The following is a 21905-nucleotide window of genomic DNA, read 5'->3' as shown; positions in this document are numbered from 1 at the left end:
AAAATGCTCCAGATAAAAAACTACATATATCCAATTTTAATGTTGATGAGCCTCAGCGTTTGTGCCCAAAACACCGTTGAAGACGACCCTGAAATTATTCAGAACAACATTAACTACCGTATTACACAGGCTAATTACGATATAGAAAACTATAATTATTACGAGGCTCAAAAAGAGCTTGAAGAGGCCTTAGAAATTGCAATAAAGGCTAACCACAAAAAAAGTGAAGGGATCATCTATACCATACAGGGTAAACTACAACTTATAATTGAGGAAGAAGACAATGCCGTAAAATCGCTAAATAATGCATTAAATATACAGCGCCTTATAAACGACAATGTTAACATTGGTTATTCCTATAAAACTTTTGGAGATATTTACTTTAAAAAAGAAGATTATTACCAAGCTTTAGACCAATATACAGCTGCAAAATCTAAATTTGAAGAAGAAGAATTGAGCGAAAGCCTAGGCGAGGTTTTACTTCGCGAAGCTGAAACGTATATGCGTTTAAAAAACTTTAGAAAAGCAAGGGTACTTAACGAACAGGCTATTGTTCTCGCAAAAAAGCATAATTATTTAAAAACCCAAAGTAACGGATTAGTTAACCACGGAAAAATTTATAGCGCTTTAGGTGATAACGAAAAAGCACTGGAATTCACCAACGAAGGCATTCAAATTGCAAAAAACGAAAATTATGCCAGCATTTTAAACGAAGGGTATTTAATTTTAAGTGAGATTAATAAAAATATTGGGAATTATAAACCCTCAAGAGATTTTTTAGAAGCACATTTAAAACTTTCCGATTCGCTTAGAGCGGTTAAACGCGCCAATTTATCGCCAGATAAAAAGGTTCAATATTTAATGACCGATCAAATTCTAGAAAACAAAAAACAAGCGGTAAAACTAGAAGAAGCCAATAGCAAAAACGATTTAAGCACACTAATATCCATTTTAAGTGTCGCGCTCATTACTATATTATCGTTATTAACCCTATCGCTTTACAAAAACAACAACATCAGGTTAAAAACCAATAATATGCTGCATAAAAAAAACGCGGAACTTATTATTGCCAAGGAAAAAGCCGAATTAGCATCAAAAACCAAGGCCAACTTTTTATCTACCGTAACCCATGAGTTGCGTACGCCGCTTTATGCCGTTACGGGCTTAAGCAATATGCTATTAGACGAAAACCCAAAACCCGAACAGATCCAGCATTTAAAATCGCTTAAATTTTCGGGTGATTATCTGTTAACGTTTATTAACGATATTCTTCAAATAAATAAAATTGAAGCCAATAAAGTTGATATCGAGCCCGAAGCTTTCAACCTTAAAAAGAAAATAAGCAACATTGTTTTGGCATTAAACAATTCTGCATTAAACAACAATATCAAAATTCATTTTGAGTACGATACCGATTTACCCGAAAACTTTATAGCAGATCAATTAAAGATTTCCCAAATATTAATAAATCTAATTGGTAACTCGATTAAATTTACAAAAGATGGCGATATTTGGATTAGGGTTTACAAAATCGATCAAAAGAACAACAACTACAGACTGCGTTTTGAAGTAGAGGATAACGGTATTGGTATTAGCCAAGAAAAACAAGACCATATGTTTGAAAGCTTCTCTCAAGGCTCTATACAAATCAACCGTAAATATGGCGGTACAGGTTTAGGGCTTTCCATTGTAAAAGGATTAATAGACATTTTAAAAGGCGATATTTACTTAAAAAGTGAATTGGGGAAAGGCTCCACGTTTTATTTTGAAATCCCTTTAACATACACCGCCATAGAAGAAACCAAGGAAAAAGCACCAACTTACTTTAGCGGAAACACTACCGAAATAGACTTAAGCAATGTTAAAATCTTGGTGGTTGAAGACAATAAAATAAATCAAATGATTACAAAAAAGATTCTTACCAAAATGAATCTTAAATGTGATATTATCGATAACGGTGAAGATGCCGTTGAGATGATTAAAACCAACGATTACAACATCATTTTAATGGACATCCACATGCCGGGAATAAGTGGTATTGAGGCTACTAAAATTGTAAGGAGCTTTGATAAAGAACTAACCATTTTCGCGTTAACCGCTGTAACCATTGAAGATAAAATGCAAGAGTTTGAAGAAGCCGGTTTTACCGATATTATTCCAAAACCATTTAAACAAGATGAGTTTGAGAAAAAACTTTACAACGCTTTGGCTTCTAAAAAAGACACGACTACGAGTGCTTAACTGCTTGTTTGATTAATTCGTTAAACGTGGTTTCACGGTCTATAACAACGGTTATGGGTAAATAAAACAATTTGTCTTTTATCGATTCGTACGGCTTTAACCGCATAAAATCTTTTTCGGTAGTAATTATTAACTGTTGCTTTTCTAAATGAAGAATGTCTTGTTGTGAAAACTCGTGATGATCTTTAAAATTGAAATGTTCAAATTTTAAATTTTTGCTTTTCAGATAATCAACCAAAGGATTGGCATTGGCTATACCCGTAACCAAAGTAAAGTTTGATAGCGTTTCAAGTTTTATTGAAGCATCATTTGAAAACACCTCGTTTGAATAAACTATCGAACTGAAAAACACATGTTGATAAGGTTTTGGTTTTATCTTAGTTAAGATGTCATTTTTTTCAACATCACCTAAATCAATCGGACATTTGGTAACCACAATAACATGGGCGCGTTTTGCACCACTTTTGGGTTCGCGCAAATTTCCGGTTGGCAGCACAAAATCTGAATAATACGGGTTGTTGTAAGTAGTAAGTAAAATATTAAAACCCGCCTTTACTTTGCGGTGCTGAAAGGCATCATCGAGTAAAATAATTTCAGGTTTACTTTCTAAATTTCTCAGGATTTTAATTCCGTTTTTCCTATCGGATTCAACGGCAACCATAACATCGTTTCCAAATTTATGGTAAAACTGAAACGGCTCATCGCCAACAGATTCAGCAGTCGAATTTTCATCGGCCAATTGAAACCCCTTTGTTTTTCGTTTGTAACCTCGGCTTAGTGTAGCCACTTTAAAATCATCTTTCAGTAGCTTGATTAAGTATTCAATCATTGGTGTTTTACCGGTGCCACCAACGCTTAAATTACCAACGCACAGCACGGGAAAACGGTACGATTCAGATTTTTTAATACCCCAATCATAACATGTATTTCGCAACCAAGTCACCAAATAATAAAAAGGAACAAGGGGGAATAATATTTTTCTAATTAGCTTCACAGCTACGAAAATATAATATTTATATTTGTTTTATAATCCATACCAAAAATAAAATGATAGTTCAAGACGTCATAAACCATTTAGAAGCACTCGCACCTTTGGCTTACGCCGAAGATTTTGATAACGTGGGCCTTTTGGTAGGCGACAAAAATGCAAAAATCACGGGTGTTTTAGTCACTTTAGACACGCTTGAAACCGTTGTTGACGAAGCCATTGAAAAAAAATGCAATCTCGTTGTTAGCTTCCACCCTATTATTTTTAAAGGTTTAAAAAAACTCACGGGCAAAAATTATGTGGAGCGCGTGGTTTTAAAAGCCATAAAAAACGATATCGCCATTTACGCGATACATACCGCTTTAGATAATGCGCTTCAAGGTGTAAACGATATGATTTGCAATCAGCTGGAATTAACCAACAAACAGATTTTAATACCACAAAGCGAAACCATAAAAAAACTAACCACTTACGTACCAAAACAGGAGGCCGAACAATTAAGAGCCGCTTTATTTGAAACGGGTGCAGGCAGCATTGGTAACTATAACAATTGCAGTTTTAATGTAGATGGTTTGGGTACGTACCAAGGCAACGAAAACTCAAATCCAAGTCTTGGCGAAAAAGGCGTTTTACATACCGAAGCGGAAACCAAAATAACCATTACCTACGCGACACATTTAGAGTCAAAAATCCTAAAAACACTATTTAAAACCCACAGCTATGAAGAAGTGGCTTACGAAATAACAACCCTAGAAAACAAAAACCAAAATATTGGCATGGGTATGGTTGGTGAGTTAAAACAACCCATGGCCGCGGAACTCTTTCTAAATCATGTAAAAACCAAAATGAAAACCGCGTGTATTAGGCATTCATCATTACCCAAAAAACCCATTAAAAAAGTAGCCGTTTTGGGTGGTTCGGGCAGTTTTGCCATTCAAGCTGCCAAAGCCGCTGGTGCCGATGCATTTATTACCGCCGATTTAAAATATCACGATTTTTTTATGGCCGAAAACCGCATACTTTTGGCAGATATTGGGCATTATGAAAGCGAACAGTTCACAAAAAATCTTTTAGTAGCATATCTTACAAAAAAAATTAGTAATTTTGCAGTCGTTTTATCAAACACAAATACCAATCCTGTTAAGTATTTTTAAAGTATGGCTAAAAAGAAAGAAGTAACTGTAGAAGAGCGCTTAAGAGCTTTATACGATTTACAACTCATCGATTCTCGTATTGATGAAATAAGAAATGTTCGTGGAGAGCTTCCATTAGAAGTTCGCGATTTAGAAGATGAAGTTGCTGGACTAAACATTAGGTTAGAAAAACTTATGGCAAGCTTAGAAGTAATCGATAACGACATCTCTTCAAAGAAAAACCTTATTGAAGAAGCTAAAGCCTTAATAAAAAAGTATAGCGAGCAACAAAAAAACGTTAGAAATAACAGAGAATTCAATTCGCTTACCAAAGAAGTTGAATTTCAAGAATTGGAAATTGAATTGGCCGAAAAGCATATTAAAGAATTCAAGGTTCAAATAGAGCAGAAAAAAGAAGTTATTGCCGAAACCAAAGAGCGCGTAAAAGAGCGCGAAAATCACCTAAAACACAAAAAAAGTGAGTTAGATGCTATTTTGGCAGAAACCGAAAAAGAAGAGCAAGCCTTAATCGTAAAATCCGAGGATTACAAAAAGCAAATTGAAGAGCGTCTAGTTGCCGCTTACACCAGAATTCGCAAAAACGTAAAGAACGGATTGGCGGTTGTGCCAATCGAAAGAGGCGCATCTGGCGGTTCATTCTTCACCATTCCACCGCAAGTTCAGGTTGAAATCGCATCGCGCAAAAAAGTCATTACAGACGAGCATAGTGGGCGTATTTTAGTTGATGCTGCCTTGGCCGAAGAGCAAAAAGCAAAAATGGAAAAAATGTTTTCAAAACTTTAATTCCAATTTAAACATAAACATAAAGAGCCTTCATTCCCGAAGGCTTTTTTTATGCGCAATTTGGGCGTTACCCTATCGGGTCGGGCTTTCCGCTACAAGTCCTCGCTCCTGCCTCGCTGTGGGCTTTTCACTTCAATCCCTAACGCGGGGCAGTCTGCAGTTGGCAGTAACCAGTCCGCAGACAGTTAACGTATTTGATAATTGGTTCGATATCGTTTACCAAACAAATCGTTTAATCTCTACTTAGTAATTAAAGATTAAAGAGCCATGTTAAAAACCCACCCCTTAATCCCCTCCAAGGAGGGGAAACTCAGGCGTTAATTCCAAATTCAGGGTTCAGAATTTAGGGTTTCACGTTTAACATTTATGACATAAAATAAATTTACCAGCAAGCAAAGCCCCTAATCAATTCACGAAATCAAACGTTTTAAAACAACTTTCTCTCAAAAACAATTAAGGTTTCGTAACTTTATACGTCTATTGAAAAAGAAAAAAGAAGTTATGAAACACATTCTCCCATTGTTGGCAATAACCCTATTGTTCAGTTGCCAAAACACAGCACAGGTCAACAAAAAGCAACAAGCCATAATTAATGCTGAACCCGTTGAAGTTTCATTAAAAAACGGAAAAGCACGCGCCTATTTTGCAAGTGGCTGTTTTTGGTGTGTCGAAGCCATTTACGAAAGTGTAAAAGGTGTTGAGGAATCTATTTCGGGATATGCCGGCGGCCATACAAAAAACCCAAACTACGAATCAAGTAACACCGGAAGAACCGGACACGCCGAAGCCGTCGAAATTATTTACGACCCCAAAGTGGTAAGTTTTGAAACCTTGGTGGATGTGTATTTTGCATCGCAAAACGTTACGCAGGTAAACGGACAAGGTCCAGACCGTGGCTCGCAATACCGCTCGATTATTTTTTATCAAAACGACGAGCAAAAACAAATCATTTTAAAAAAGAAAGCAGCTTTGGCAAAACAATTAAATGCCAAAATTGCCGCCGAAGTCTACCCATTTCAAAAGTTTTGGGTGGCCGAAGATTATCATCAAAATTACGAAAAGCTGCACCCAAACCATCCGTATATTAAAAATGTATCTATTCCCAGATTAAATAGGTTTAAGGTTAATTTCCCCAAAGAGTTTTTGAAAGAAAATCATTAATATGTATGTCATTCTAAACTTGTTTCAGAATTTTAAATCATTGACATTCCATCATCACTAAAACTATTAGACTTTTCACTTTTTCCTACAAAATATTAATTATATTTACGGAGTATGAGTAATAAAAGTTACTATATAACGAGTTTGCAAAATTAGAAAAATTGAGGAATTATTACCAAATTTTAGGGGTTGACAGAAAAGCAAATGGATTAGAAATAAAGAAATCTTATCGAAAACTCGCCACAAAATTTCATCCTGATAAAAACGATGGCGACACTTTCTTTGAAAGTAGGTTCAAAGAAATTCAAGAAGCCTATGAAGTACTTTCTAATTCAACTAAGAAAGTTGGGTATGATGAAAAATTAGATGATTTTTTAAATAGAAAACCAAATTCTACTACAAAAAAGAAAGAACCTTCTCAAAATCAAGAACCGAAAAAAAAAGATTACGAAAAGAAAAATAAACCTTCAATAAAAACAACGATTTTTATCGTTTTAGTAATTATTATATCAATTATTTTTTACAACAAGAGTTTCGATAACATATTCCCTCAAACTACAGAACAAAATGATAAAGACCAATCTCAAAAAATTCAAAACAATAAAGTTGAGTTTGTAACTTTTAACAATACACTTAGAGGGTACAAAATCGATTACCCAAAAACTTGGCAACCAAAAGGACTGCCCCCAACAAATGGAGATGGCAGGACTTTTAACAACAATCGGAATACCGAATTAACAGTTTATTCTGGCATTAATGTTTTTAATACAACTTTGGCTGAAGAGTTTGAAAAAGAATTAAAAAACAATGATTACAATATAACTTATAAAATAATTAAAGATAATTGGTATGTTATAAGTGGATTTACTCTAAATAATGATAAAGAATTTTATAAAAAAGTTTATCGAAGTGAAAAGTATGACGAGCAGAGAACAATGTTTTTAAGTTATGATGTAGAAAATCATAACGAAATGCAGAAAACAATTCCCGTACTTATTAAAACATTTAAAGACATCTAGAAATGAACCCGTTAAAAAATATACTAACCTATATTAATTTTCCAGAAAATGATTTCAATCTTGACTTTAAAAAATCCTTAGATGACAACGCAGACTCTCAAGGTTTTATTAATGTTAATCACTTCAATGTTAATTCAGAATTTATTGAATATTTTGTGTACCGAAGAAGAGAGAAGGAAGAGTATTGGAATAGTATAGATATTTTTATTCAGCGTGATAAAATAGATGATTTTTTAAAAAATCTTATACCCGAAAAAGAGCTAGACTTTAAAAAAATGGAAAATAATGAGTATATATATGAACTAAAAGTAAATAGTTTTATAAGATTAGAAGTTATTAAGATTGAAAATCATATTGTAATACAAATAACAAAATTTGATAATAATAACTTTAAAGCTTTTTAGCCTTCAACTCAAATATCAAAGGATACAACTTATCTTTGGTAACATACAAGCCTGTTTCGGTTTCAATTAAATCTGGCAACACATTATACGGACTTTCGTCGTGTTCCTTTAAATATTCCACATGCAAACCCGCTTCGGTTAAAGCCGAAACCACTTCGCCCAACCCGTGATTCCATCCGTATTCCTTACTAATCATTTTTGAATTTTGATTGGCATAAGTGCCCTCATATTCTTCGTAAATAGCCTCGTTTTGCATGTAGCCATATGTCATAATGGGCTTGCCTTCCAAATAATCGAACATCCAAACTATCGGGTGAAATTCGACCATATAAAACGTACCGCCTTTTTTTAAACGCTCCGCAATCATTTTTCCCCAAGGTTTTAAATCTGGCAACCAGCCAATAACGCCGTAACTGGTATAAACAATATCAAAAGTGTCTTTTACAAACTCCGACGTATCCAAAACATTACAACACACAAATTCAGCATCAAGCTTCAAATCTTTATTTAATTCTTGTGCTAATTTAATGCCTTCGTCACTCAAATCTACACCGGTACAGGTCGCTCCCATCCTACTCCAACTCAGCGTATCTTGCCCAAAATGACATTGCAAATGCAATAGCGATTTTCCTTTTACATCGCCCAAAGCATCTAATTCATAAGGCATTAAAGATGTTCTTCCTTTTTTAAATTCCTCCAAATTATACATAGCGCTTTTCGCGTGCACCTTTACTTTTTCGTTCCAAGTCGCTTTATTGGTTTTAAAATATTTATTATTGGTTGTCATCTTCAAATGATATCTTTACAAAAAATCTAAATTATGAAAAACTTCATTTACATGGTTTCATTAACCCTATTTTTCTTCGGGTGCAAGCAAAAAGCCGAAACCAAAACCGTTGAACCAGAACTTTCTGTGGCTGAAAAAATTGCAAAAGCACACGGGTATGAAAACTGGAAAAACGTTGCCGAAATTCAATTTACTTTTAACGTAGATAGAGATAGCAGCCATTTTGAGAGAAGCTGGCGCTGGAACCCAAAAACCAATGCAGTTAGTATGACGATGAATAATGAAACGGTTTCGTATAATAGGGCTTCGGTTGATAGTACAAGCCTAAAAGCAGACCAAGGTTTTATAAACGACAAATTTTGGTTGCTTGTACCGTTTCAATTGGTTTGGGATGCCGGCACGACCATTTCGGACCCCGTTAAAGCAGAAGCGCCGATTAGCAAAAGCGACATGAATAAAATTACTTTAACCTATTCAAACGATGGCGGATACACACCTGGCGATGCTTATGATATTTATTTCGATACGAATTACTTAATTCGGGAATGGGTTTTTAGAAAAGGTAACCAAAAAGACCCATCGATGATTACCACCTTTGAAAACCATCAAGATTTTAAGGGCATAAAAATAGCTTTAGAGCATAAAAAACAAGGCGAAAACTGGAATCTTAACTTTACAGATGTAAAAATTACCGTAGAGTAACATTTTACTATTTTAGTGTAAGGTAAACATCTAAATTACGACTAAGACCGTATATAAAGTATAGATAGTTTTTTCCGCATTTGCGCCTATATATATGAAAAGCGCTTTAACCAATGGTTAAAGCGCTTTTCCCTTTTTTACCATTTCATGTTAGCCTTTAAAAGCCTCCTTTACATGCGTACCATCGCAAAAAGGTTTATTGTTTGAGGCGCCACATCGGCAAAAAGCCGTGGTTTTATTTTTAATTTCTTGGCTGCCGTCCCTATGGGTAACTTTTAGTGTGCCGTAAACCAATAATGGGCCGTTTTCCATAACCTCAACCTTGGTTTCCAATGTTTCGGCTGTGTTATCGCCTACGGCATTCATATAATAAGTTAAAGCACCCGAAGGGCATTGTTTTACTTGATTGATAATCGCATTGGTTTTTGCAGCGTCAATTTTTATCCAAGGCTTGTCCCTGGGCTGGAATACTTCGGGCAAACCTTTGGCACAAATCGCCGAATGAATGCACTTTTCAGCCTCCCAAACCACCGTTGTTTCTCCGTTTGAATATTCTCTAATTTTTCCCATACCTTAAAGTTTTTACTAAATATACAAAAAAGATTGTTCTCATATTTAGTCCAATTTATCGGTTCGTTTCTAAATATATAATTCTTATTTTTGTTAGAAACCGAAAAACCCTTCACATTGTCCGATTATAAACTAGGTCTTGACTACGCAAAACAGCAAGACCAAAATGATGAATTAGCGCCCTACAGAAATCAGTTTCATATTCCCAAAGACAAGCACGGAAATGAACTTATTTACCTCACCGGTAATTCCCTTGGTTTACAGCCAAAATCAACCAAAAACTATATCAACCAAGAGCTTGAAGACTGGGCTAATTTAGGTGTTGAAGGACACATCGATGCTAAAAACCCATGGCTACAATATCATGAATTTCTCACCAAAAGTATGGCCAATGTGGTTGGGGCAAAACCCATTGAAGTGGTCGTGATGAATACATTAACGGCAAACCTTCATTTTATGATGGTATCGTTTTATAAACCTACAAAAACACGTTACAAAATACTAATTGAAAGTGATGCGTTTCCATCCGATAAATATGCTGTTGAATCGCAATTAAGACATCATGGATTTGATGATAAAGACGGATTGGTATTATGGAAACCCCGCAAAGGCGAGGAATTATTGCGATACGAAGATTTAGAATCTATTTTAAAAGAACAAGGCGATGAAATAGCGCTCATTATGATTGGTGGCGTTAATTATTACACAGGGCAATTTTTCGACTTAAAAAAAATAACCGAGCTAGGGCATAAACACGGTTGTAAAGTAGGGTTTGATTGTGCCCATGGCGCAGGAAATGTCGAACTCAATTTACACGATTCCGGAGCAGATTTTGCCGTTTGGTGCACTTACAAATACCTAAATTCCGGTCCTGGGAGTTTAGCAGGTTGTTTTGTGCACGAGCGTCATGCTTACAATAAAACACTGAACCGATTTACGGGTTGGTGGAGCCACAATAAACAAACGCGTTTTAAAATGCGCGATGAGTTTGATGTCATTCCGGGCGCCGAAGGTTGGCAACTTAGCAATCCGCCGATTTTATCGATGGCAGCCATAAAAGCGTCACTCGATATGTTTGAAGATGTTGGTATTAAAAAACTTATCGAAAAATCTAAAAAGCTAACGGGTTATTTTGAGTTTTTATTGAAACAGTTAGGTGAAGACACGATAAAAATTATTACTCCAAGCCATCCAAACGAACGGGGTTGCCAACTATCAATTCAAGTTAAAAATGCCGACAAAAGTTTACATAACAAATTAACCGAAATGGGTGTTATAAGCGATTGGCGCGAACCCGATGTGATTCGCTGTGCGCCTGTGCCACTATATAATTCGTTTGAAGATGTTTATAATTTGGTTAAGAAATTGAAGCGTATTTTAAATTGATTTGTCATTCCTGCGTGCCATACTGAGCTTGTCGAAGTGAATGCAGGAATCCACTCTAAATTAAAGTATTAATAACAATGAGATCCTGAAACAAGTTCAGGATGACAAAAATGAAAGAAAAACAACAAAACATACTAATCATTGGCGCAGGATTATGCGGAAGCCTTCTTGCATTACGATTAGGACAACGCGGATATCATGTTAGCGTTTACGAAATGCGTCCGGATTTGCGCAAAGTCGATATTTCAGCTGGCCGTTCCATAAATTTAGCACTTTCAGATCGCGGCATTAAAGCCATGAAACTTGTTGGTATTGAAGATAAAGTCAAGTCGCTTTGCATTCCCATGAATGGCAGAATGATCCACGATAAAAAAGGCCATACCCATTTATCAAAATACAGCGGACGAGAGCATGAATATATCAACTCCATTTCCCGTGGCGCACTTAACGCTTTACTTTTAACCGAAGCCGAAAAACATAAAAACGTCTCGGTTTATTTCAACAAAAAATGTAAATCCGTCGATTTTGAAAAAACCACGGCTTTGTTTCAAGATTACAAAACCAAAGATCAATTTATTGAAGATGCCGATATTATTATTGCCACCGATGGTGCGGGCTCCGTACTGCGAAAAAGCTATTTTTTAGGCAAAAAGTTTTTATTCAGTTTTTCGCAAGATTATTTAACACATGGCTATAAAGAACTCAGCATTCTGTCAAAGGAAAACGGCGATTACAAAGCGTATAAAAACGCCCTTCATATTTGGCCTCGTGGTACTTTTATGCTGATAGCTTTACCAAATTTAGACGGCAGTTTTACGGTAACGCTCTTTTTAAGTTACGATGAAGGTGAATACCATTTTAACAATTTAACCACTGAATATGCCGTATTGGAATTTTTCCAAAAAGAATTCCCGGACGCTTTAGCCTTAATGCCCAATTTAATTGATGATTTTTTTGAAAATCCAACGTCGCCTTTGGGCACCGTAAAATGTTCGCCTTGGCATTACAAAGGCAATACGCTTTTAATGGGCGATGCGGCACATGCCATCGTTCCGTTTTACGGACAGGGCATGAACGCGTCTTTTGAAGATGTGGTTATATTCGATAACATTTTAGACCAAAAACTAGAAAGTTGGGAAGCCACATTTGCGGCCTACGAAAAAACACGTAAAAAAGATACCGATGCCATTGCAGATTTAGCGATAGATAATTTCTATGAAATGAAATCCCATACAGCAAATCCTATGTTCCAAGAAAAACGTAAATTGGAAATGCTTTTAGAAGAACATTTTCCGGATGATTATGCTTCAAAATATACCTTAGTAACATTCAATGAAAATTTAGGATACCGCGAAGCCATGTTAAAAGGACGCGCACAGGACAAAGCTATTTTGAATTTATTAGCAGATGGCAACATCTCAACGAAGTCTATCTTGAGCGGAGACGAAGGACCCGATATAACAAAAGAAGATTTAAAAACGATATTGAAAAAAATAAAGCAAGAAACCGAAGCTATTTTAGAAGAAGATAAAATTGCAGGGCTACATGAGTTATGAGTTATGAGTTATGAGTTATGAGTTATGAGTTATGAGTTATGAGTTATGAGTTATGAGTTATGAGTTATGAGTAAAATTTATTAAAATATTTAAACAACATAAGGAAAACAATAAAATAACAAATTAGTCAAGCCCCAAATCAATTCAAGGAATTGAACATTGAAATGCAGAAATAAAGAGCGAAGGAATGGAGATGCGAAGCGCAGCTTTAAGCACGTAATTCCGAAAGCGAATGGTGCTTTAGCAATTTCCTTATTTCAATATGATTTTTTGGTTCGTTTTGTATCAAGACAAAATGAACAATTTAAAAAATAACGACAACATAAATTATGAGTAACGAAAAAAATGAGATTCCTGCCTCCGCAGAAACTAAAGTAACTCCAAGAGGCGCATATCCACACACCAAGCGCGTGAACGATTTTATATTTGTATCGGGCACCAGTTCTCGTCGTGCAGACAATACCATTGCAGGTGTTGATATAATTGACAACATGGGAACCAAGCGTTTAAATATAGAAACACAAACCCGTGAAGTTCTATTAAACATCGAAAAAAACTTAGCCAAAGAAGGCGCCACTTTAAAAGATGTGGTTGATGTAACCACTTTTTTAGTAAATATGAATGACTTTGCAGGTTACAATAAAGCTTACGCAGAATTTTTTGATAAGGAAACGGGTCCCACTCGAACCACAGTTGCCGTACATCAATTACCACACCCAGATTTGGTAGTGGAAATTAAAGTGATGGCTTACAAGCCTATGGGCAAAAGTTAAAAGCATGATGCAGAACATCCAAAACTACATAAACGGCAACTTTCACAACCCAATTAACGATGCATGGTTAGACAACTACAACCCATCAAACGGTGAGGTTTACGGGCAACTGCCAAATTCATCCAAAGAAGATGTAGAAAACGCATATATCGCAGCAAAATCTGCTTTTCCAACGTGGTCGCAAACCACTTTAGAGGAACGCAGTAAAATCCTAATAAAAATCTCAGAATTACTTGAAGCCAATTTACAGCGCTTCGCAGAAGCCGAAAGTAAAGACAATGGCAAACCCATCGGTTTAGCAAAAACAGTTGATATTCCCAGAGCAGCAAGTAATTTTAGATTCTTTGGAAATGCCATCACCCAATTCGCCAGCGAAAGTCACGAAAGCGTGGGTCAAAATGCCATAAACTATACGTTAAGGCAGCCCATTGGTGTTGTTGGTTGTATTTCTCCTTGGAATCTTCCACTTTACTTATTTACATGGAAAATAGCTCCCGCAATAGCCGCAGGAAATTGCGTGGTTGCAAAACCCAGTGAAATCACACCCATGACAGCTTATCTTTTGAGCGAGATACTAAATGAGGCTGGCCTCCCAAAAGGTGTGCTGAATATTGTACACGGTTTAGGCACAACAACAGGTCAAGCTATAATTGAGCATCCAGATATTAAAGCTATTAGTTTTACGGGCGGAACAGCAACCGGTGCACACATTGCAAAAGTAGCCGCACCGATGTTTAAAAAACTGTCCTTGGAACTTGGTGGTAAAAACCCAAATATCATTTTTGCAGATTGCGATTACGAGGATATGCTGGAAACCACGGTACGCTCATCATTTGCCAATCAAGGGCAAATCTGTTTATGCGGAAGCCGTATTTTTGTAGAAGCTTCCATTTATAAAAAATTTAAAACCGATTTTGTTGAAAAAGCAAAGCAGCTTAAGGTTGGGCATCCATCTGAAAGTAATACTGATATTGGCGCATTGGTTTCCAAAACGCATCTTAAAAAAGTAAAAGACTATATTAACATCGCCAAAGCTGAAAACGGTATTATTTTGTGTGGTGGACGTGAAGTTAAAGTTGAAGGTTACGAAAACGGGTATTATTTAGAGCCAACCATTATTGAAGTTAAAACCGATGAATGCACAGTAAACCAAGAAGAAATTTTTGGACCGGTTGTAACCATGATGCCTTTTAATACGGAAGATGAAGTTTTACAAATGGCAAACAAAGTAAAGTACGGCTTATCGGCATCCATTTGGACCAACGATTTAAAACGTACCATGGGCATGAGCAATCAATTACAAGCCGGAATTGTTTGGGTAAACACGTGGATGATGCGCGATTTACGCACGCCTTTTGGTGGCGTTAAAGCAAGTGGTATTGGTCGTGAAGGCGGATTTGAAGCTTTGCGTTTTTTTACCGAAGCAAAAAATGTTTGTATAAAATATTAAAAAAGAACCTAGAGAAGAGACGAAAGAAAATAGATTTACCAAACCTTCTGTTTTCTTTATTCTTTTCTCTTTTATCTCAAATAAATGGATTTAAAATTAAACAACAAAAACGCCTTAGTTTGTGGAAGCACTCAAGGCATAGGAAAAGCAACCGCCATGGCTTTAGCTGCCGAAGGTGCTAACGTTACTTTGGTAGCTAGAAACCGGGAAAAACTAAAAGCGGTTTTAGCAGAATTACCAGAACCTAAAAACCATAGTTATATAGTGGCAGACTTTTCCAACCCCAGGGATTTACAAGAACAGGTCATTAAATTTACAGAGAAAAACCACGGGTTTCATATCTTAATCAATAATACCGGTGGCCCAAGGAGCGGGCCTATTTTAACTGCTGCTTTAGAGGAATTCGATAATGCTTTTATTCAGCATTTAAAATGCAACCATGTGTTGGCTCAGGCCACTATCCCGTTTATGAAAGAAGCTGGTTTTGGAAGAATTGTAAACATTATTTCCACCTCGGTTAAAGAGCCCATTCCGGGTTTGGGCGTAAGCAATACCATTAGAGGTGCTGTGGGCAACTGGAGCAAAACCTTGGCAACCGAAGTTGGTGCATTTGGCATTACGGTAAACAATGTATTGCCCGGATTTACCGAAACCGAACGTTTAAACGAAATAATTAAAATTAAAGCTGTCAATGAAAACAAAAGTATTGATACTATGGCAGAAATAATGAAAGGTTATTCGCCAGCCCAACGTTTTGCAAAGCCTGAAGAAACTGCAAATGTTATTGCGTTTTTAGCGAGTGAATGTGCCAGTTATGTAAACGGAATTAACGTTCCGGTTGATGGTGGACGCACAAAAAGTTTGTAACTTTAAGCACAATTAATTCCGCGTGAAGGATTGAAGCGGCATCCTTTTGCTTTTTTGCAAAAGATACAGCGGAAAGCCTGACCTGCAAGGGCACGCCCAAAAAATAAAAATACCATGAGCAAAGTATATCCGCCCGTAAATTTTAAAGCTTGGATTGATGAAAACAGACATTTATTAAAACCCCCTGTGGGCAATAAAGTGGTTTGGAAAGATGGCGATTTTATTGTTATGGTGGTTGGTGGACCAAATAGCAGGAAGGACTATCACTACAACGAAACCCCTGAGTTTTTCTATCAAATTGAAGGTGATATCGTTTTGAAAATTATTGATAATGGCACGCCCAAGGACATTCATATTAAAGAAGGCGACATTTTTTTATTGCCTCCAAAAGTGCCGCATTCGCCACAACGAGGTGCCAACACCGTAGGATTGGTTATTGAATATCCCAGAGAAAAAGGGGTGCAGGATGCATTGCTTTGGTTTTGCGAAAATTGCGCCACAAAATTATATGAAGAAGATTTTACGCTAGACAATATTGAAACGGATATGCCTAAAATTTTCGATAATTATTACAGCGATGAAAACAAACGTTCTTGCCCCAATTGTGGGGAAGTGATGCAACCGCCTAAAAAAGTTAAATTGGAAGATTAATGAAACGAAAACTTCGAATAAACGGCCATTCCCATTTACTTCCTTATCCTGAGGAAATACCGGATTTTATGCGCGAAAAAGGCATTTTTTGGGTAGACAAGGACAGAAAATATATGCTTCAAAAAGATTGGAGCCGCCCCGTAACCGATTCCAGTTTCTTTTTGCACGATAAGCTGGAATGGATGGAGCGCAACAAAATTGACCATGCCGTCGTTTTAAATTTATCGCAATTGTACGGCAATGGGTTACGTGTTGAAGAAATGAAGCAAGCATTGCGTTTTCAAAACGATTTCAATGCCAAAATACAGCACGAGAACCCCAATAAATTTACGTGTGGTTTTGTGGTGCATCCGGGTTTTGTTAGGAGTGCCTGTTGGGAAATTGAACGCTGTGTGGAAACCCATGGCATGCAATTACTCTGTTTACCAACCCATTATATGGATACTATTGGCACGTGGCGTTGTATTTTTGATGAGGAAAACGAACCTATTTTTGAATTGGCCAACAAGTACAATTTAGCCGTAGAAATCCATCCGTACGATGGCGAAAAATTTATAAAATTAGAAAACACCTCGTGGCGTTTTCATTTAATTTGGATGCTGGCCCAATGTGCCGATGCCTATCACTTTTTAACCTTAAATGGGTATCAGGAAAAATACCCGAACATGAGAACTTGTTTTGCTCATGGCGGCCAATTGGCACAAATTAATTTAGGGCGACGTATTCAAGGGTTTGATGGCAGACCCGATTTATTTGAGGGCAAACACCACCCCAGAAAAGCAGTGGGGCATAAAAATATTTTCTTCGATACCTTGGTACACGATACCGGCGGGTTGGAATTGCTAATAAAAAACCAAGGCTCTAAGCAGGTACTTATGGGATTGGACGACCCTTATCCTTTGGGGGAAATGGAAAGCGCCAAACAATCGTCGTATCCCGGTAAAATTTTAGATTTAGCTATTGAACGTAAAATTATTAACGAAACTGAACGCGATGCCATTTGGGAAGACAACGTTATCCAATGGTTATGTGGCGATGACGAAAGCGCAAAAAAAGATTTAGTAAATAGAATTTTAAAGACTTGATTTATTACCTTTTTCGCAGTTTTATTTAGTCTTCAACTCTATAATTTTTCTCTACTACTATCGGCACTCCTGTATCTGTAATGCCTTCAACGGTAATACGCACATCCATATTATTTACTTCACTATTAAAATAAGACATTTCAGCTAAACCGTTTTCATCGGGGTGCACATAAGGATTCCAGTACAATGTATTTCTTATATCGGCATCTTGATCAAGCAGAGGATCTGGTTTTTCATAATTTGGTGAATAAAAAACTCGGGCGTCATAAAAACCATGAACTAATTTGGTAATTGAATGAAACGCTTTTTTTCGTTTATGTGCTGAACTCCCCTCTTTAATGTAAATAAGTATAGCCCCATTTGCGCCTTGCGAACCAAAAACGGCCGCTCTCGAGGATTTTATGGACTCTATTTTAGCCACATGGTCTGGATGAATAAACTCCAAATCTCCCATTTCTGCAACCACCTCATCTATTAAAATTAAAGCGGGCCCGTTACTACTATTAAATTTAATTGAATTCCCAGATACTAGAACACCAGGCATAGCGTACTGTATGAATTGATAAATATTGGAAAAATTTGGCGTGTTTTCTTCAACGATATACGTTTTATCGGCATTTCCGTATTTGCTTTTTCTTTCGTTTTTCTTTTTTCCCATTATAACGACTTCATCTAGTACATTTTCTATTGGAACATTAAAATTTACATGTTTTTTATAAACACTTTGCTTCATAGTTTTCGATTTTAATGAAGGTGTATACGTGCTCTGATAATCTATTTTAATTGGGTTATTAAATAAAGAATCCAGAAGAAATGTACCTCTGTTTTTCCCCTTCTCGTTCTGTGCATTAAGCATCATGAGAGAGCTACCCTTAAACACAATATCATTAAATTCAAATTCCCCATCAACATTGGTTACATCATCTAACAATATCGATTTTCCGTTGTTCATTAAAACCATACTGACCCTACTATTCGCTTTTGGGGTGTTTCCAAATAATGTTCTAACAGATCCCGAAATGGTAATCCCTTTTTCCAAATTATACTTTAAAGGCATTTTAGCAATTGGTAGTTTTTTCCATAAAAAATCTCGCCAACCTTGTGTAAGCAATAACAAATCTAAATGCCTTAATCTATTGCGGTTCGATCTATTAAAGTAATATTCCGGGTTATGCACGGTGCCCTTAATATCTGACTCCAATAAAAAATACGAACAAATATTCATTCCGTTATCCAATTTCTTATCAATTCCATTCTCGTCAACCGAAGCCAATGAAAAGCTCGCAGCCACAGGAGCACCCTTCTTTGTTTTTGCTGTGAGACTAAGGTTTACTTTTTCTTTTGGAGCATATTGTTCTTTGTTAAGCTTGAGAGTAACATCTATATCGTTATCTTTTTCGTTATAAACTAACCGTTCGCTATAAGGTTTCAATGTTTGGTCGTAAAGTGTTATTTGTATAATGCCCTCTGGCAAATCTTCTTTAGCAAGTATAAAGGAAAAACTATTTTCTTCTAAACGTTGAGTACCTTCAAAATAAGTTATTCCTTTAGCCTTGCATGTAAGTGTTAATAAAGCTCCTGGATTACTGTTTAAAGTGCTTTGATTTGTTTTAATTGTTATTACATTGTTTTCTTTTACTATTTTCGAGCTTAATGTATAACCATGCGTTTCTACTTTAGGCAGTTTGAATTTAATGTTTTCGTTAGCATCATCAATTATTTCAACACTATATTCCTCGTTTTTATTTGGAGTTAAAACAAATTTACCCATACCATCATGTATACTCCTAAATATAGTTACGTCATTTTTTTGAGCATCAAACACTCGTCCTTTTACGGCTGTGGGTTGACCTCTACTATTGGTTGCCTTAAACGCTACAACACTTGCAACACCTTCGATTAACGTTCCGCCTTCAGGGAAAAATTGCACATTTACAGTCTTTTTATTCGCACTGGTTTCTTGGTTGTTAGGCTTCTGCAAAAGGTTATCATTATCAAGAGGGGCTAAACTATCTTTCTTACTAATGTCTATAACTTCAATTTCTTTTTTAAAAACAAAGTCCTCACCAAAATTACGCATCCAATTGGTATAGGCTCTTAATTGATATTTCCCAGCCGAAACCCCTAGCGAATCGGTTAGCTTAAAATCGCCATGACCCAGACCGCTTTCTAATTTAATTATGTTACGTGCAATTATTTTAGATTCGGGCGAAATTAACTCTACGTAAAGTAAATTACTGTTATCAAACAAAACATTCGTATAGGCATAAACCGAGTATGCTTTATACCAAAGAGACTCTCCAACAGTATAGCAAGATCTATCTGTATGCAGATATATTTTTTCTATACTTGGTACGGTTGGTGAATGAATGGAATCGGTTTTAGTTTTATCTTGAGCATTAATGCTAGATTGAATTAAAAACAGGAACAATATTAATAATGGCAATCTTTTCATATAGACTTTTAATTTGCTTTCTTGAATTTTGATTTATGTGATTTAAGTATTACTTGCTTGCCGTCTTTTTGAATGGATAGCATTAGTTTTTCTCTATGGTGTGCATCTCTATCAAATGTTAAAACCAAATCTACTTTTACCGCGACACCAGCAATTAGGTTTGGTCGAAATTCCCAATTACCATTAATAATTCTAAACCCTGTAGTATCTTGTATCTCAACTTCTGCTTTATGCTCCTTTTTTAAATTCATTTTATAAATCACCCTATCATCTTCTGAAATAATTTCTTTGTTTTCACTTTCGTTAACCCAAATACCAATATAATCTTCTGCAACAAAAACTTCGTTACTTGTACTTACGTTTCTTTTAGACTCAAACCTACAAGATTGTAAAACAAGTACAACAAAAAAGGTGATAACAGCTGCGTTCTTATACATTTTAAAACTATTTTAAATAATGATTACTCAGATTTTAATGATTCATTGCGCTCTTTTACAATTCGCTTTTTAACCGATTTAAAACTTATTCCAATAAATATTAAAATAATTCCAAAAGTCAAATACTTCCATTCACTCACAAAAGCTAATGTAACTTTACTGTTATTAATCTCACTAAAAAAAACCGTTATTAGATTGGCTATAACAAAGCCAAACCCCGATATAAAAAATAATCTATTCAAAATTGTAAAAAACTCTAAATAATCCGCATTTTTAGCATCAGCTTCCGTTTTTACAAACTTATCCCTTAGTAGATTAATTATCAATACTAACGCATAAATAAGAAATAATGCTGCTACAAACTTTACAAATAAGCCTGTGAAATCTGAAACAAAATTTGCATTCAAGTTGTACGATTGTTCATTCATTTTTGATAATTTTTATAGATTTAAATTAGCTACTCATACATAAAGTAATTAAAGGTTAGTATTCAAATTTAGAATTAATCCATTCAAAAAAAGAGGGAATTTTCATCAAAAAAGAGGAAAATTACTACCGTTTTGTTTTTTAGGTAGAAATTACCAACATGCATTTATAATATCTCAAAGAAAGGTAGTAGGCTTGGTTATTAAAACTAATTTCGGACAAACTGCATCATAGCTGTTGTAAATTACAATTATCATAATTCGATAAATAAAAAAGTTATACTTTTGATTATAGTTTTAATTTAAAAATAGATTTTGACCACGCTTTTACTATAATGAAGTGTAACACGATTAATTATATAAAATATGCATTTTATACCCGAAAACATAGACGATTACGTAGTAAAACATTCTGAGGACGAACCAGAATTACTGCAGCAACTCAATAGGGAAACCTATCAAAAAATATTGCAACCTCGGATGCTAAGTGGGCATTACCAAGGGCGTGTATTGAGTATGATTTCTAAAATAGTGCATCCAAAAAACATATTGGAAATTGGGACCTACACGGGGTATTCCGCTTTGTGTTTAGCCGAAGGTTTACAAAAAAACGGCGAGCTCCACACTATTGACCTCAATGAAGAACTGTTTGACTTTCAGCGAAAGTATTTTAACAAGTCTGAATATGCCAATCAAATATTCCAGCATTTAGGTGATGCTTTGGATATTATTCCGAAACTTGACAAAACCTTTGATTTGGTTTTTATTGATGCCGATAAAGAAAACTATGCCAATTACTTTAACGCGATTGTTGACAAATTAAATACCGGCGGCATTATTTTATCCGACAACGTTTTGTGGAGCGGTAAAGTTTTAGAGACTCAGTTTAAAAAAGAAGACACCTCTACCCCTGCTTTAATTAAATATAATGCGCTTTTAAAAAACGACAAACGTGTTGAAACTGTGGTGTTACCCATAAGAGACGGTTTGACGATTAGTAGAAAGGTTTAA

At 35.8% G+C, this 21905-nt stretch carries 21 protein-coding genes; 15 read left to right on the top strand and 6 right to left on the bottom strand.

Annotation, left to right across the window (positions count from 1 at the left end; translation table 11 throughout):
• Positions 1–3: 3 nt before the first annotated feature.
• On the top strand, positions 4–2241 hold the full coding sequence (locus tag ACN5J7_RS03245) for an ATP-binding protein (protein ID WP_418602707.1): 2238 nt from the start codon (positions 4–6) through the stop codon (positions 2239–2241).
• Here ACN5J7_RS03245 and lpxK read toward each other — a convergent pair.
• Positions 2228–3235, bottom strand: coding sequence for a tetraacyldisaccharide 4'-kinase (gene lpxK / locus ACN5J7_RS03240; protein WP_418602705.1), 1008 nt, complete (start codon positions 3233–3235; stop codon positions 2228–2230). The two genes, ACN5J7_RS03245 and lpxK, sit on opposite strands and share 14 nt — an antisense overlap.
• A gap of 53 nt (positions 3236–3288) precedes the next feature.
• On the opposite strand from lpxK, the gene ACN5J7_RS03235 reads away from it, so the two are divergent.
• From ACN5J7_RS03235 to ACN5J7_RS03215, 5 genes are all read left to right on the top strand, one after another.
• Positions 3289–4383 (top strand): Nif3-like dinuclear metal center hexameric protein, encoded by a 1095-nt coding sequence (locus ACN5J7_RS03235; protein ID WP_418602703.1) that lies wholly within the window; start codon positions 3289–3291, stop codon positions 4381–4383.
• A 3-nt stretch (positions 4384–4386) separates the two neighbouring features.
• Positions 4387–5166 (top strand): zinc ribbon domain-containing protein, encoded by a 780-nt coding sequence (locus ACN5J7_RS03230; protein ID WP_418602701.1) that lies wholly within the window; start codon positions 4387–4389, stop codon positions 5164–5166.
• 501 nt (positions 5167–5667) lie between these two features.
• Entirely contained in the window at positions 5668–6327 is a 660-nt protein-coding gene (gene msrA / locus ACN5J7_RS03225; protein ID WP_418602699.1) for a peptide-methionine (S)-S-oxide reductase MsrA, read from the top strand.
• A gap of 161 nt (positions 6328–6488) precedes the next feature.
• Positions 6489–7346, top strand: a complete 858-nt coding sequence (locus ACN5J7_RS03220) for a DnaJ domain-containing protein (RefSeq protein WP_418602697.1) — start codon at positions 6489–6491, stop codon at positions 7344–7346.
• A 2-nt stretch (positions 7347–7348) separates the two neighbouring features.
• Positions 7349–7750, top strand: a complete 402-nt coding sequence (locus ACN5J7_RS03215) for a hypothetical protein (RefSeq protein WP_418602695.1) — start codon at positions 7349–7351, stop codon at positions 7748–7750.
• On the opposite strand, the gene ACN5J7_RS03210 is transcribed toward ACN5J7_RS03215, so the two are convergent.
• Positions 7737–8537: a class I SAM-dependent methyltransferase gene (locus tag ACN5J7_RS03210; RefSeq protein WP_418602693.1), complete on the bottom strand. Its 801-nt coding sequence runs from the start codon at positions 8535–8537 to the stop codon at positions 7737–7739. The genes ACN5J7_RS03215 and ACN5J7_RS03210 overlap by 14 nt on opposite strands.
• Positions 8538–8570: 33 nt before the next feature.
• Here ACN5J7_RS03210 and ACN5J7_RS03205 point away from each other — a divergent pair, with 33 nt between their 5' ends.
• Positions 8571–9239, top strand: a complete 669-nt coding sequence (locus ACN5J7_RS03205; RefSeq protein WP_418602691.1) for a hypothetical protein — start codon at positions 8571–8573, stop codon at positions 9237–9239.
• Between the two features lie 150 nt (positions 9240–9389).
• Here ACN5J7_RS03205 and ACN5J7_RS03200 read toward each other — a convergent pair whose 3' ends face one another.
• A complete protein-coding gene (locus tag ACN5J7_RS03200) occupies positions 9390–9809 on the bottom strand; it encodes a (4Fe-4S)-binding protein (protein ID WP_418602689.1) in 420 nt (139 codons plus the stop codon).
• Positions 9810–9926: 117 nt separating this feature from the next.
• On the opposite strand from ACN5J7_RS03200, the gene kynU reads away from it, so the two are divergent.
• The 7 genes from kynU to ACN5J7_RS03165 all read left to right on the top strand — a co-directional run bounded on the left by kynU (position 9927) and on the right by ACN5J7_RS03165 (position 17577).
• Positions 9927–11195 carry a kynureninase gene (gene kynU / locus ACN5J7_RS03195; RefSeq protein WP_418602687.1) on the top strand — a complete coding sequence of 423 codons (1269 nt, stop codon included), beginning with the start codon at positions 9927–9929 and terminating at the stop codon, positions 11193–11195.
• 110 nt (positions 11196–11305) lie between these two features.
• Positions 11306–12751: an FAD-dependent oxidoreductase gene (locus ACN5J7_RS03190; protein ID WP_418602685.1), complete on the top strand. Its 1446-nt coding sequence runs from the start codon at positions 11306–11308 to the stop codon at positions 12749–12751.
• A 329-nt stretch (positions 12752–13080) separates the two neighbouring features.
• Complete coding sequence (locus tag ACN5J7_RS03185; protein ID WP_418602683.1) at positions 13081–13524, top strand: RidA family protein; 444 nt, start codon at positions 13081–13083, stop codon at positions 13522–13524.
• A gap of 7 nt (positions 13525–13531) precedes the next feature.
• Positions 13532–14974, top strand: coding sequence for an aldehyde dehydrogenase (locus ACN5J7_RS03180; RefSeq protein WP_418602833.1), 1443 nt, complete (start codon positions 13532–13534; stop codon positions 14972–14974).
• 84 nt (positions 14975–15058) lie between these two features.
• A complete protein-coding gene (locus ACN5J7_RS03175; protein WP_311939559.1) occupies positions 15059–15841 on the top strand; it encodes an SDR family oxidoreductase in 783 nt (260 codons plus the stop codon).
• Between the two features lie 114 nt (positions 15842–15955).
• Positions 15956–16492, top strand: coding sequence for a 3-hydroxyanthranilate 3,4-dioxygenase (locus tag ACN5J7_RS03170; protein ID WP_418602681.1), 537 nt, complete (start codon positions 15956–15958; stop codon positions 16490–16492).
• Complete coding sequence (locus ACN5J7_RS03165; RefSeq protein ID WP_418602679.1) at positions 16492–17577, top strand: amidohydrolase family protein; 1086 nt, start codon at positions 16492–16494, stop codon at positions 17575–17577. The genes ACN5J7_RS03170 and ACN5J7_RS03165 overlap by 1 nt, the downstream gene beginning before the upstream one ends.
• Before the next feature lie 25 nt (positions 17578–17602).
• Here ACN5J7_RS03165 and ACN5J7_RS03160 read toward each other — a convergent pair whose 3' ends face one another.
• From ACN5J7_RS03160 to ACN5J7_RS03150, 3 genes are read right to left on the bottom strand one after another with little or no spacing between them, the layout of a single operon-like run.
• Positions 17603–20032, bottom strand: a complete 2430-nt coding sequence (locus ACN5J7_RS03160) for a hypothetical protein (protein ID WP_418602677.1) — start codon at positions 20030–20032, stop codon at positions 17603–17605.
• An 8-nt stretch (positions 20033–20040) separates the two neighbouring features.
• Positions 20041–20469, bottom strand: a complete 429-nt coding sequence (locus ACN5J7_RS03155; protein ID WP_418602675.1) for a hypothetical protein — start codon at positions 20467–20469, stop codon at positions 20041–20043.
• 23 nt (positions 20470–20492) lie between these two features.
• Positions 20493–20897, bottom strand: a complete 405-nt coding sequence (locus ACN5J7_RS03150) for a hypothetical protein (RefSeq protein WP_418602673.1) — start codon at positions 20895–20897, stop codon at positions 20493–20495.
• Between the two features lie 363 nt (positions 20898–21260).
• On the opposite strand from ACN5J7_RS03150, the gene ACN5J7_RS03145 reads away from it, so the two are divergent.
• Complete coding sequence (locus ACN5J7_RS03145) at positions 21261–21905, top strand: O-methyltransferase (protein ID WP_418602671.1); 645 nt, start codon at positions 21261–21263, stop codon at positions 21903–21905.

This window comes from Hwangdonia sp. (assembly GCF_048381975.1).
Lineage (GTDB): Bacteria > Bacteroidota > Bacteroidia > Flavobacteriales > Flavobacteriaceae > Hwangdonia > Hwangdonia seohaensis.
The sequence above is the reverse complement of the archived record's forward strand: the minus strand, read 5'-3'. Positions and strand labels throughout refer to the sequence as shown.